12 protein-coding genes are annotated in these 12,913 nt (G+C 62.8%); 4 read left to right on the top strand and 8 right to left on the bottom strand.

The window, feature by feature from the left end:
• The first annotated feature begins 50 nt into the window (after window positions 1–50).
• A complete protein-coding gene (locus AC02Y0_RS13300; RefSeq protein ID WP_476379388.1) occupies window positions 51–686 on the top strand; it encodes a LysE family translocator in 636 nt (211 codons plus the stop codon).
• A gap of 12 nt (window positions 687–698) precedes the next feature.
• Here the strand turns inward: AC02Y0_RS13300 and AC02Y0_RS13295 are convergent, their stop codons facing one another.
• From AC02Y0_RS13295 to thrC, 4 genes are all read right to left on the bottom strand, one after another.
• Complete coding sequence (locus AC02Y0_RS13295) at window positions 699–3,611, bottom strand: EAL domain-containing protein (protein WP_476379387.1); 2,913 nt, start codon at window positions 3,609–3,611, stop codon at window positions 699–701.
• On the bottom strand, window positions 3,608–4,219 hold the full coding sequence (locus AC02Y0_RS13290; protein ID WP_476379385.1) for a GNAT family N-acetyltransferase: 612 nt from the start codon (window positions 4,217–4,219) through the stop codon (window positions 3,608–3,610). The genes AC02Y0_RS13295 and AC02Y0_RS13290 overlap by 4 nt, the downstream gene beginning before the upstream one ends.
• 61 nt (window positions 4,220–4,280) lie before the next feature.
• Entirely contained in the window at window positions 4,281–5,579 is a 1,299-nt protein-coding gene (locus AC02Y0_RS13285) for a M16 family metallopeptidase (RefSeq protein ID WP_476379384.1), read from the bottom strand.
• 20 nt (window positions 5,580–5,599) lie between these two features.
• Window positions 5,600–7,006: a threonine synthase gene (gene thrC / locus AC02Y0_RS13280; RefSeq protein ID WP_476379383.1), complete on the bottom strand. Its 1,407-nt coding sequence runs from the start codon at window positions 7,004–7,006 to the stop codon at window positions 5,600–5,602.
• Between the two features lie 303 nt (window positions 7,007–7,309).
• Between thrC and AC02Y0_RS13275 the strand changes: the two genes are divergently transcribed.
• Window positions 7,310–7,870: a hypothetical protein gene (locus AC02Y0_RS13275; RefSeq protein ID WP_102019524.1), complete on the top strand. Its 561-nt coding sequence runs from the start codon at window positions 7,310–7,312 to the stop codon at window positions 7,868–7,870.
• 37 nt (window positions 7,871–7,907) lie between these two features.
• Here the strand turns inward: AC02Y0_RS13275 and AC02Y0_RS13270 are convergent, their stop codons facing one another.
• The gene (locus AC02Y0_RS13270; RefSeq protein ID WP_102019525.1) at window positions 7,908–8,501 is read right to left on the bottom strand and encodes a helix-turn-helix domain-containing protein; all 594 of its coding nucleotides are present in this window, start codon (window positions 8,499–8,501) and stop codon (window positions 7,908–7,910) included.
• 119 nt (window positions 8,502–8,620) lie between these two features.
• Between AC02Y0_RS13270 and AC02Y0_RS13265 the strand changes: the two genes are divergently transcribed.
• Both AC02Y0_RS13265 and AC02Y0_RS13260 read left to right on the top strand, forming a co-directional pair.
• A complete protein-coding gene (locus tag AC02Y0_RS13265) occupies window positions 8,621–9,985 on the top strand; it encodes an LLM class flavin-dependent oxidoreductase (protein WP_476379382.1) in 1,365 nt (454 codons plus the stop codon).
• A 171-nt stretch (window positions 9,986–10,156) separates the two neighbouring features.
• Window positions 10,157–11,077: a diacylglycerol/lipid kinase family protein gene (locus tag AC02Y0_RS13260; RefSeq protein WP_476379381.1), complete on the top strand. Its 921-nt coding sequence runs from the start codon at window positions 10,157–10,159 to the stop codon at window positions 11,075–11,077.
• An 18-nt stretch (window positions 11,078–11,095) separates the two neighbouring features.
• Here the strand turns inward: AC02Y0_RS13260 and AC02Y0_RS13255 are convergent, their stop codons facing one another.
• The 3 genes from AC02Y0_RS13255 to AC02Y0_RS13245 form a co-directional block, all read right to left on the bottom strand.
• Window positions 11,096–11,785, bottom strand: a complete 690-nt coding sequence (locus tag AC02Y0_RS13255) for an HAD family hydrolase (RefSeq protein ID WP_476379380.1) — start codon at window positions 11,783–11,785, stop codon at window positions 11,096–11,098.
• A gap of 114 nt (window positions 11,786–11,899) precedes the next feature.
• Window positions 11,900–12,490, bottom strand: a complete 591-nt coding sequence (locus tag AC02Y0_RS13250; protein WP_476379379.1) for a TetR/AcrR family transcriptional regulator — start codon at window positions 12,488–12,490, stop codon at window positions 11,900–11,902.
• Window positions 12,490–12,834 carry a DMT family transporter gene (locus AC02Y0_RS13245; RefSeq protein WP_112241825.1) on the bottom strand — a complete coding sequence of 115 codons (345 nt, stop codon included), beginning with the start codon at window positions 12,832–12,834 and terminating at the stop codon, window positions 12,490–12,492. Before AC02Y0_RS13245 ends, AC02Y0_RS13250 begins: the two co-directional genes overlap by 1 nt.
• Window positions 12,835–12,913: the final 79 nt, after the last annotated feature.

The raw sequence follows: 12,913 nt of genomic DNA, 5'->3' as shown, positions 1-12,913 counted from the left end.
AATGTTCCCACCGTCTGGCCATAATGCTCAGATCACAGTGAAACCACCCCATGCCCTCCACCGACATCCTCATCGCCTTCTTCATCACCACCGCCATCTTCGCCTTCATCCCGGGCCCCGCCATGCTCTATGTCGCAGCCCGGACGCTCGCAGCGGACCGCCGCGCGGGGTTGATGGCGACCTCAGGAATTCATGTCGGATGTTACGTGCATGTGGTGGCCGCAGCCGCGGGTCTGTCGGTGCTCTTCCATGTCGTCCCAACGCTCTATCTGGCGGTGAAACTGGCAGGGGCTGCTTACCTTATCTATCTCGGCGTTCGCATGTTTCGCGCGGCGCGGGCAGTTGGCGAAACTCCGGTCGCGCTGCTGGCGCAGAAGTCGACGGGCCGTGCTTTCCTGGAAAGCATGCTGGTCGAGGTGCTCAATCCGAAGACGGCGATTTTCTTCCTCGCCTTCCTGCCGCAGTTCATCGATCCTGCTGCGAGCTTCCCCGTCTGGCTACAGTTCGTGATCCTGGGAACGCTGGTCAATGTGATGTTCACGATCGCCGACGTGGCCTGCGTTCTCGCGGCCAGCACCGTCACCAGACGCCTGGCGCGGGTTTCATCACTGCAACGCAATCTGCAAAGGGCAGGGGGCGCAATCCTCGTCGGCCTCGGCCTTCACGTCGCCCTCCAGCGTACGTGAAGCGCTTCCGCCTCACGCCCGCTTCATCAGCGGAAACCGCTCCTTGAGCAGCCTGAGCACCGATTCCGACCCGAGCGGCGGGCCAAACAGGTAGCTCTGGCCGAAGTCGCAGCCCATCATCGCAAGATCGGCAGCATCCTGGTCGGTCTGGATGCCCTCGGCCACCACCTGCATGTCGAGCCCGCGCGCCATCGAGACGACGGAGCGCAGGAGCACGGACTTCTTGTCCGACTGGTCGCAGACCAGCGCCTTGTCGAGCTTGATCGTGTCGAAGGGGAAGCGGGTCAGATAGGCAAGCGAGGAATAGCCGGTGCCGAAATCGTCGAGCGCCAGGCTGATGCCCGTGTCCTTCAGCTTCTCCAGCATCAGGCGCGCCTGTTCCGGGTTCTCCATCACCACGCTTTCGGTGAGCTCCAGCTTGATCCGCTTCGGATCGCACTGGGTCTTTACCAGCATGGCGCGGATGTCGTTGTAGATCTCGCTCGAAATCAGCTGGGCCGACGACAGGTTGACCGAGACGAAGATCGGCAGCTCGCCCGTCTGGCGTTCCCACTCCATCAGGTCGCTGGATGACCGTTCCAGCGCGAACATGCCAAGCGGCTCGATCAGGTCAGACATCTCGGCGATCGGAATGAACTCGGTCGGCGAGATCGTACCGCGCTTCGGGTGGTCCCAGCGCATCAGGGCCTCGAAGCCGGCAATCTCGCCATTGGCGAGCTTGACGATCGGCTGATAGGCCATCGACAGTTCCTTGCGCTCGATGGCGCGGCGCAGATCCGTCTCCAGCTGTAGCCGGTCGGTGCTAACGGTGCGGAAGGCCGGACGGAAGGGCTCGACGCGATTGCCGCCGGTGCGCTTCGCCCGGTACATGGCAAGCTCCGCATCGGCGAGCAGGCTTGCAGCGCTCTCCTGCTGGTCCACCCAGGAAACAAGGCCGATCGAGGCCGTCAGGCTGATCTCGCGATTGGCAAAGTTGAGCGGCACCATGATTGCCTTGGAGACCGCATCGGCAAAGTCGGCGATCTTGGCAGGGTCCTTTTCGGAGACCAGGATCAGGCCGAACTCATCGCCGGAAAGCCGCGCCAGCGTGTCCTGTGGCTTGAGCAGGCGGCGCAGGCGCCGCGTGATCGCGATCAGTATATTGTCGCCGGCAGCGATGCCGAGCGCGTCGTTCACCTGCTTGTAGCGGTCGATGTCGATGGCGAGTACGGTCGGGCGCACGCTCTCGGATGTCGAGGCGAGCGAAAGGATCGCCTGCAGCCGGTCGAGGAAGACCTCGCGGTTCGGCAGGCCCGTCAGGTTGTCATGCATGGCATCGACCAGCAGCCGGTCGATCGAGTTCTTCTGCTCGGTCACGTCGATGATCGTGCCGACGCAGCGGATGACTTCGCCGTTCGATCCCAGCACTGGCCGCGCACGGATCTTCAGCCAATGGAAGTGGCCATCCTCGGCGCGAATGCGGAATTCGTGGCTGAGGCGGCCCTTGCGGTGTTCAAGCAGCACGTCGAGCGTGGCGCGGAAACGGTCGCGATCGTCGGGATGCAGGCGTGGCAGCCAGTTGCGCGCAGGTCCATGCATCGTCCCTGGCGAAAGTCCGAGCCTGATGGAAACATCCGGGCTCGTCACCACGCGGTCGCGCGCTACATCCCAGTCCCACACGGTGTCGCCAGAGCCGGTCAGCGCCAGCGACTGGCGCTCGAGATCGGAGAACAAGCCCTGCTGATAGGCGCCGCCGGCAAAGGCGTGCTGCATGACCGTGAAGCCGATCAGGAGAACGATCAGAACCAGCCCGCCGCCGAGCGCCGGCTGGATGATATCGTTGTCGAGCTGGCCGGTAACCGTCATCCAGCCGCCGAACAGCCAGACCAGGATCAGTGCCCAGGTCGGCACCAGAAGCACGGCGCGGTCATAGCGGTTGATGCCGAGATAGATGATGAGGCCGATCCCGACCACGCCCGTCAGCGCGAAGGAGACGCGCGCAATACCGGCTGCGACCGAAGGGTCGAAGATCGCCACGCCGAACAGCACCGTCAGACCCAGCATCCAGGCAAGGGTCGCATAGCCGAGATGCACGTGCCAGCGGTTGAGATTGAGGTAGGTGAAGAGGAAGATGACCAGGGATGAGGCGAGCGCAACTTCGGCCCCGGCGCGCCATATTCGAACATCAGACGCGGTGAGCGAGATCAGCTTTTCGAGGAAGCCGAAGTCGACGCAGATATAAGCGAGTACTGCCCAGGCGAGCGCTGCCGCCGCCGGCAGCATGGACGTGCCCTTGACGACAAAGAGGATGGTTAGGAACACCGCGAGCAGGCCGGCAATACCAAGCACGATGCCGCGATAGAGCGTGAACGCGTTGACCGTGTCCTTGTAGGCATCCGGTTCCCAGAGATAGATCTGCGGCAATTCCGGCGTCGCGAGTTCGGCGACGAAGGTGATGACCGTGCCGGGGTTCAGCGTGATGCGGAACACGTCGGCATCCGGGCTCGGCACGCGGTCGAGCGCAAAGCCTTCCGATGGCGTGATCGCCATGATGCGCTGCGAGCCCAGATCCGGCCAGAACATCCGGGAGCCCGACAGGCGAAAATGCGGCGCGACGATCACGCGCTCGAGCTGCTCTTCCGAGACGTTGGCAAGCGCAAAGACGGCCCAGTCGCCCTGGTGCCCTTCGGTGGACGAGCGCACCTCGATGCGTCGGCGGATGCCGTCTGCACCGGCCGCGGTGGAAACCTGGAAGGCCTCACCCTGGTTCGTGTAAATTTCGGTCGTCGCCGTTAGATCCAGCGCATTGTCGTCACGCGCGATCTTCACGGGTTCGACGGCCAGTGCCGCCGAGGCAGCGAGCCCGACATAAAGCGCTGCGAACGCAGCCATGCAGAGAGCGGCCAGGCGAGGCACGGCGCGCAATCGGTTTGCGGTATGTGTCATGAGGACGTCTTGCCGTTCCGCGCCTTCGGAGCGCCGATCCGGGAGTAGAGCAGATGGTCGCGCCATTCCCCGTTGATTTTAAGATAGTCGCGCAAAAGACCTTCCCGCTCAAATCCCGTCTTTTCGAGTAGCCTCAGGCTGTTGACGTTGTCCGGAATACAGGCTGCCTCGATACGGTGCAACTCGAGTGGCCCGAAGATGTAGGGAATAGCCAGTTGAAGTGCGGCAAACATGTGGCCTTGCCGCGAATGGCGCTCGCCCATCCAGTAGCCGATCATGCAGCTTTGCGCCGCACCGCGCCGGATAAGACCGATGGTAAGCCCGCCCAGCAAGGTGTTTTCCTCTCTGTCGAAGAGGAAGAATGGCACCGCCATGCCGGAGTGAAATTCCTGTTCATTACGCAGGACGCGCTGCCGGAAGGCCCGCTCGGTGAGTTCATCCGGACGCCACAGGGGTTCCCACGGCTGCAGGAAGGCGCGGCTCTCCCGTCGCAACTGGTGCCATGGCTCGAAATCGCGAAAGCGCGGCAGGCGCAGCATATGCCGGTCGCCGTGAAGCTCCGGCATGTCCGACTGCCGGGACAAAAACCGAAAGACCGAACGCGTCATGGTCAATCCCCGAGCGACAACCGGCGAAGATCCCGCCGGTCCTGTTCATTGGATGCGGCGTTCAGCCGACAGCCTTGCGGATACCGGCCGGCTGTTGGGTGAGGGCGCCTGCGATTTCATCAAGCGAAACCAGGTGTTCGACAGGGCCGATCGCCGAGAGTGTCGGGGCCGTGTCGAAGAACAGGCGGCCTGCGAGGTCGGTCAGGCGTTCGGTGGTGATGCCGGCAAGCCGCTCCATCATCTCCTGGTTCGGAATGGTGCGGCCATAGAGCATCATCTGCCGGGCGATCTGGCCGGCGCGGGCAGCCGGGCTTTCCTGGCCCATCAACAGCTGCGCACGGATCTGCGCCCGCGAGCGCTCGATTTCCTGCTGGTCGATGCGCTCGGAAGACTTGCGCAGCTCGTCGATGATAACAGGCACCAGTTCCGGCAGGTTCTCGCCGCCGGTCGCGGCATGGATGCCGAAGATGCCGGTATCGGAAAAGCCCCAGTGGAAAGCATAGACCGAGTAGCAGAGACCGCGGATCTCGCGCACTTCCTGGAAGAGACGCGACGACATGCCGCCGCCCAGGATATTGGCCAGGATCTGCGAGCAGTAGAAGTCGCGCATGTGGTAGGCCTTGCCCTCGAAGCCGAGCAGGACCTGAGTATCCATGAGGTCGCGTTCAACGCGTGACTCGCCGCCCGTATAGCGGGCCGCATCCATGACCGGCGTGGCCGATGGGGTCGTCGGCAGTGAGGCGAAGCGCTCCTCGACCTGCTTGACGAAGGCGTCGTGGTCGACCTTGCCGGCCGCAACCACGAACATCCGGTCGGTCGTGTAATTGCGCGAGAGATAGGCGCGGATCTGGTCGCTGGAGAAGGACTGCACCGTTTCAGGCGTGCCCAGAATGCTGCGCCCGATGGTCTGGCCGCGATAGGCCTCTTCGGAGAAGCGATCAAAGACCACATCATCAGGCGTGTCGTCGGCAGCGCCGATTTCCTGCAGGATGACGTGTTTTTCGCGTTCCAGTTCCTCTTCGTCGAAGACACTGTCGGTCAGGATGTCGGCAAGAATATCAACCGCGAGCGGCACATTGTCCTTCAGCACGCGGGCGTAATAGGACGTGGTCTCGGTCGAGGTCGCGGCGTTCACTTCGCCGCCGACATTCTCGATTTCCTCGGCAATCTGCCGGGCGGTCCGCTTGTTCGTGCCCTTGAAAGCCATGTGCTCGAGCAGATGCGCGATGCCATGCTCGCCCTCCGTCTCGTTGCGCGATCCGGATTTGATCCAGGTGCCGAGAGCCACGCTTTCCAGATGCGGCATGTTCTCGGTTACAACAGTCAAACCCGAGGCAAGCCGGGTGCACTCAACATTCATGGTCCGTCTTTCTGCGCTTCTCAACTGTCCGCACGGGCATGTGCGCCGACAAAGCTTTCGACGGCTTTAAGGTCCGCGGGCAAGATTTCGAAGCGCTCCTCCCTGTCCATCAGATCAGCAAGCCATGTCGGAAGCGCGGGGTCAATACCGGAGGCCGATTTTACTGCCGCCGGGAATTTCGCCGGATGGGCGGTCGCGAGCACCACCATCGGGCTCTGCGGCTTCTCGAATTTCTTCGCGACATGCACGCCGACGGCGGTATGCGGGTCAAGCAGATAGCCGGTCTCGTCGAGCACGGCCCGGATCGTCTTTGCCACTTCCTTCTGCGTCGCGCGGCCAGCGCGAAAATCCTTGCGGATGAACTTCAAGGCCTCCTGCTTGATCTCGAAAGAGCCGGACTGCTTGAGCCCTTCCATCGCCGAGCGGATGGCGGATGCATCGCGGCCATAGGCCTCGAACAGCAGGCGTTCGAAGTTCGACGAGATCTGGATATCCATCGAGGGCGAGGTGGTTGCCGACACACCCTTCATCTCGTAGCGGCCTGTCTTCATCGTGCGCGCCAGGATGTCATTGTCATTGGTGGCAATGACCAGCTTGTCGATCGGCAAGCCCATCTTCTTGGCGACGTAACCGGCGAAGATGTCGCCGAAATTGCCTGTCGGCACGGTGAAGGACACCTTGCGGTCCGGTGCGCCGAGCGCGACGGCAGACGTGAAGTAGTAGACCACCTGCGCCATGATGCGCGCCCAGTTGATCGAGTTCACGCCGGAAAGCTTGACGCGGTCGCGGAAGGCGACGTCGTTGAACATGGCCTTCACCAGGTTCTGGCAGTCGTCGAAATTGCCTTCAAGAGCGATGGCATGCACGTTCGCATCCTTCGACGAGGTCATCTGGCGCTGCTGCACCGGCGAGACCTTGCCATGCGGGAAGAGGATGAAGATGTCGGTGCGGGCGCGGCCAGCAAAGGCGTCGATGGCGGCTCCACCCGTATCACCCGAGGTGGCGCCGACGATGGTCGCCCGTTCGCCGCGCTTTTCCAGCACATGGTCCATCAGGCGGGCGAGCAGCTGCATCGCCACGTCCTTGAAGGCGAGCGTCGTGCCATGGAAGAGTTCAAGCACGAAGGCGTTCGGCCCGGTCTGTACCAGCGGCGCGACAGCCGGATGCTTGAAGGTCGCATAGGCCTCGTCGATCATCCCACGGAAGATCTCCGGCTCGATCTCACCATTGGTAAAGGGAAGCAGGACTTCGAAGGCGACCTCTTCATAAGACTTGCCGCGCAACCCGCGGATCGTCTTTTTCGACATCTGCGGCCATTCGCGCGGCACATAGAGCCCGCCGTCCCGGGCAAGGCCTGCCAGAAGTGCGTCACAAAAGCCGAGGCTCGGAGCCTCGCCGCGGGTCGAGATATATTCCACGTCGCTCATCCCTATCGTTCAAAAAGTCGGAGCCGAAGCCGCCGTCAAATCTATGGCGTTTCGGATAGTGAGGTTTGCCCGTTTGCGCCAGTGCGCTCGCCAAGATTTCGCAAGCCCGGCAATCGCAAGCGGCCTTGCCGGAGCCGGCCCGCAGGCCTGAGGTTGAGGACCGGTTGAAATTTGACGCAAATTGCCGGCTACCCAATCGATTTTTGTCGTGGCCGCTGGTATAGACCATCCGCGAGGGCGCTGAAAAGCCTCAAGTTTGACTGTTTTTCGGCCTTTGGCCGAGCATGCGGAAGGTGAAGTCTCGTGTCTGTAAACGTGTCGCGCGGTGTTGTCGCCGTTTCGCTGATGATGGTTCTTTCGGGTTGCAATGCCGGCAGCCTCGGTGGCGGTCTTGGGCTTTCGTCCTCTGAACCGGCTGCCGCGACGCCCGCCGCAGCGCCGGCCCAACAGGCTTTCGTACAGGGTTTCTGCCCCCAGATTTCGCTCCGTGACGGCACCGCTGTCTATCGCTCCTATGCCCGGGGCAAGGAAGGCGATGCAGAGCAGGTCGTGTTCCAGGCCTCGCTCGCCGACTCGACGCGCTCTTGCGCCCGCACCGAGACCACACTCACCGTCAACGCGCTCATCCAGGGACGTCTCGTCTCCGGTCCGCAGGGCAAGGCCGGCACGATCAACCTGCCGGTCCGCGTCACCGTCACCGATGGCGGCCAGGAAGTCTTCAACGAACTTGAGCAGTATCCGGTATCGCTTGCCGACGTGAACACGCCGACCCAGTTCGTCTACACCAAGGCGATCAACGTGCCCGGCAATGTCTCCGGCATGACCCGTGTGTTCATCGGCTTCGAACAGCCGAAGAAGAAGTAAGTTCCTAACGATAGGCGCCGAATCCGAAGATCGGCGCCTACACCCGCCGCGTCAGCGCCACCAGATAGCGGATCGCGCGATCGCTGGCATTGATGAAGACACAGTCAGCGGGCGCGCCGAGCTGCAGGCAGTCGCCGGTCGAAAGCCGATGGCTGCGTGTACCCTCGATGAAGTCGAGATTTCCCTCGAGAACATAGATCTGCTGATGCTGGAAGCTGAAAGCGGAAGCCGGGTAGGGCACCTTGACTCCAGCCGGCAGCACAACCTCCAGAAGCTCAAGCTGGCCGCCATTGGCGGGAGACAGGGTGCGGCGCGTATAGCCCGTATCCGGATCGGTCCAGACCGGCTGTTCCGCATGGCGGGCCAACTGGTCTCCCTCCCGTTCGGCAAGCGCCAGCAGCACTGAAAGCGGCAGGCCGAATGCGCCCGACAAGCGCCCGAGCACCGTGGCCGTCGGGCTTGCCTCGCAGCGCTCCACCTTGCTGATCATCGCCTTCGACACGCCGGACCGCACGGATAGCTCCGCCAGCGACCAGCCGCGGCTATCGCGTTCCAGCCGCACACGCTCGGCGATGGCCCGCGCCTGGCGATGCTCATCATGGCTCTCGAACTTACCTGCCGTATCGTTCATCTCAGCCCTTGCCAAATCTGTCTTGTGCGTCTTCTATAGTGGACGGGAACATAAGATAGATGACGGGGCGTCCACAAGCCATCGAGTCTATCGAGCCATGGAAGAGGGATGAAATACAAGTGGCACGCCAGATCCATTTCAACGCATTCGACATGAACTGCATCGGCCACATCCAGCAGGGCCTCTGGTCGCATCCGCGCGACCGGTCGATGGAATACAACAGCCTCGCCTACTGGACCGATTATGCCAAGCGCCTGGAAGCCGGCTTCTTCGATGGCATCTTCCTCGCCGATGTCGTCGGCATCTATGACGTCTTGAGCGGCAGCCCCGCGCCGGCCTTGCGTGGTGCAGTCCAGGTGCCGGTCAACGACCCGATGATGCTCGTCCCGGCCATGGCTTCGGTCACAAGCCATCTCGGCTTCGGCGTGACGGCGAACCTCACCTACGAGCAGCCATTCCTGTTTGCCCGCCGGATGGCGACGCTGGACCACCTGACCGGCGGCCGCATGGGCTGGAACATCGTCACCGGCTATCTCGACAGCGCGGCCCGCGCGATTGGTCTCGATGGCCAGATGGCCCATGACGATCGCTACGATCTCGCCGATGAATATATGGAGGTGGTCTACAAGCTCTGGGAAGGCAGCTGGGAAGATGCCGCCGTGGTCGCCGACAAGGCCGCGCAGGTCTATGCTGACCCGTCGCGTGTCCACCCCGTCCACCATCATGGACGGCAATACCAGGTGGATGCCTATCATCTGAGCGAGCCCTCGCGGCAGCGCACCCCAGTGCTTTACCAGGCCGGTTCTTCGCCGCGCGGTCGCCAGTTCGCCGCCACCCATGCCGAATGCGTCTTCGTCAACGGCCAGAAAAAGGAGGGCGTGCGCGAGATCGTCACCGATATCAGGGCGAGGGCTGAAGGTTTCGGCCGGAGCGGAGACGACATCAAGGTCTTCCTCGGCGCCACCATCGTCACCGGCCGCACCGAGAAGGAGGCGCAGGACAAGTTCGAGGATTACAAGCGCTATGTCAGCTCCGAGGCAGCACTCACCCATGCTGCCGCATCCATGGGCATCGACTTCGACAAGTTCGACATGGACGAGCCTGTCGAGACCGGCAAGAGCGAGGCGATCACCTCCAACATCAAGGCCATGGACCGCGCCGCAGGGCCGCAATGGACCAAGCGCAAGCTGATCGAGCAGATGGTGCTCGGCAGCCGCCAGCCGCCGCTGGTCGCCTCGGCTGACCAGGTGGTCGAATGGCTGGTCGACTGGGTCGAAGACACCGGCGTCGACGGCTTCAACCTCTCCCGCACGGTCGTGCCGGAATGCTTTGACGACATCATCGAACTCGTCGTCCCCCGCCTGCAGGAGCGCGGCCTCTACAAGACGGAATATCGCCAGGGACCGCTGCGCCAGAAGCTCTTCGGCGAGCCACGTCTCAGCAACCGGCACATCGCCTCGACGCACAGGTGGCAGCAGGGCTGAACGCCTCGCGAACCCTGTGCAAGGCATAGTCCGGGTGAGCCGCCTCGCCTTGCTCTCGCGCCTCGCCGAATGCTAGTTTGCGACCCGACGCTTGCCGTGGGGAACATTCGCAAGCCGGCATTTGCGCGCGTGGAAGTGCCCTAAATGGGGTGCCTTCCGGGGGAGACCTGATTGAAAATTGCAGTCGTGAGAAACCCCATTGCGGGCGGTCGTCTGGGCCGGAAGCAATGGGCGCCGTTGTCCGCCGCCTTCCGCAGACATTTTCCCGATATGGAGATCCACGAGAGCCGCTCCAGTGGCGACGCTCGCAGGCTTGCCCGCGAGCTTGCCGCAGGTCCCTACGATCTCCTGCTGGTTGCAGGCGGTGATGGCACGATCAGCGATGTCGTCGACGGCGTGTTGACCTCCTCGCGCCCCGATATGCCGCTCGCCTTCCTGCCGATCGGCACGGGCTGTGATTTCGTCCGCAACTTCGGGCTTCCGGCTGATCCCGCGGCCCTTGCCGACCATATCGCCAACGCGCCTCTGCGCCGCATCGATGCCGGGCTCCTGACAAGCCACGATGCCAATGGCCAAGAGCAACGCCGCTACTTCGCCAATATCACCAGTGTCGGCATTTCCGGCGAGATCGTCGAGGCTGTGAACGCGCCGGGTCGCATGCGCATACTCAACGGCCCGCTGCGCTTCCTCGTCCATTCAGCACTCGCGATCCTGCGCTACCGGCCCTATGACTTCGAGGTGCTGATCGATGGGATGCGGGTGCATCACGGCAAGCTCGCCCTGACGGCGATCGCCAATGGCGGCTGGTTCGGCGGCGGCATGCACATAACGCCGGATGCCGATGTCGCCAACGGCCTGTTCGACATTGCCGTCATGCGCGAAGAGAGTGTCTTCGGTCTTCTGAATTTACTGGGACGCCTGCATAAGGCCGGTCATGTCGGCCATCCGCTCCTCAGTTTCCACAAGGGCCGTCGGGTGGAGGTTCGACCGCGAGACGCCGCCCGCTTTCCGATCGATGTCGACGGCGAAGCTCCGGTCCGCGGCGGCTTCGTCGCGGAAATCATGCCAGGCGCCCTGACGATCAGGACGTAATGACCGAGCTGGTCTGGCTCAGAAAACGCCTTCCCATTCGGCCATGGCCGCGATCACGCCCGGCAGGTCCTGCATGCGGGCGATGACCGTTTCCGCACCCGCATCGGTCAGCTTGTCCGCATGCGAAGGATAGGTGTGCGAGGCGCCGGTAAAGCCGATCACCCGCATGCCGGCTTCGCGCGCCGCATGCACGCCATGCACCGAATCTTCGATCACGATGCACTTGGACGGGCTGACGTTGAACTGTGCCGCGCCATGCAGGAAGATGTCTGGCTTCGGCTTGACGCGGTCGGCGCCGAGATCCTTGGCCGAATAGATATGCGGCGCGAAGAATTCCTTGAGCCCGACCTTGGTCAGCATCATGTCGAGGCGATGCGAGGACGAGTTGGAGCAGATGCAGCGCGGGCCAGTGATCCGGGACAGCGCATACTGCACGCCCTCGATCGCCTTTACCTCGCGCGCAAGTTTCTGGTCGAGCAGCTGTTCCGACTTGTCGATCAGGCTCGCCGACAGGGGAATGTCGACTTCCTTCTCGATCGTCAGAAGAATGTTCTTCCAGGTCATGCCGGCAAAGCGTTCGCCCATTTCCTCGACCGAGATCGGGTAACCGGCTTCCGTCAAAAGCTTCGACTCGACCTTGGCCGCGATGATCTCGGAATCGACGAGCACGCCGTCGCAATCGAAAAGGGTGAGGTCGAAGCCGCTCATGGAAACATCCGTCATGTGGTCCAGGGAAAGTCGCTCCCTACACGATCGGAAGGGCAAGGACAATCACGCGTCATGCAGGTCTGCCGTGCGGAAGGTCGCGGGGGCCGCCTGGTCTCAAGCCTCAGCCATCGCCAGCAGCACGGCCTCGAAATCCTGAGGGTAGCGCTTCAGGCCGCCGTCCTTCTCCATCATGTCCGCAAGCCATACACCGTCGGCGGCAAGCCGCACGGCAACGAGCCTCGGATCACCGTCGGTTTCGGCATGCCGCGCCATGCGCTGGTCGAGCCAGGCCGACCACAGCGCGCGCAGCGCAGGCTCCGAGACGATCGCGACCGACAGCGCGCCCCAGAGGCTGCGGTCGCCCAGCAGCCGGTCGGAGAAGCAGGCGCGCACATAGGCTCGCGTGAAGCGTCCGCGCGAGGCCGGATCATCCGCCAGCGTCCGGTCGATTTCCTGATCCATCTTGTCGAGCAGATCCTTGAAGACGGCCGCCAGGAGCGCCTGCTTGCTGTCGAAATGATGCAGCAAGCCGCCCTTGGTGACGCCCGCCCGTGTCGCCACCGCCTGGATGGTGATCGCGGCTGCCCCGTCTTCCGCCGCGATCTGGGCGGCGCAATCGAGCAGCGCCCGTCGCACCTGCTCCGGCTGCTTCTTGCGGTGATGGGCAGACAAGGTTCCGTCGGCCGGCGGAGGGGAAGCCGCCATCAGTGCGACACCGTGCTCGACAGCGTGTTCATCACGATCACGCCCGTGACGATCAGGGCGATGCCGGCCAAGGCTGCGAGGTCGAGGCTCTGCTTGAGATAGAAGACGCTGATGAGAGCGGTCAAAACGATGCCGAGCCCGCCCCACATGGCATAGGCGATGCCGAGCGGCATGCCCTTCAGCGCCTGGGACAGCAGATAGAAGGAGGCCACGTAGAACATCACCATGCCGGCCGTCGGCAGGAGCTTGGTGAATTGCGCCGACTTCTGCAAAAGCGTCGTACCAATGACTTCCAGTACGATCGCGGCGGCAAGCGCGCCATAGGCGGTGAGGGCGGGGCTCATGATAAACACATCCTTGGGTTACGATCGAGAATAAACATACCATACGGTAGGTTTGTTTTAAAAGCGCCTTCTGGATGCA

This window comes from Allorhizobium sp. nf9_anc (genome assembly GCF_056323085.1).
The sequence above is the reverse complement of the archived record's forward strand: the minus strand, read 5'-3'. Positions and strand labels throughout refer to the sequence as shown.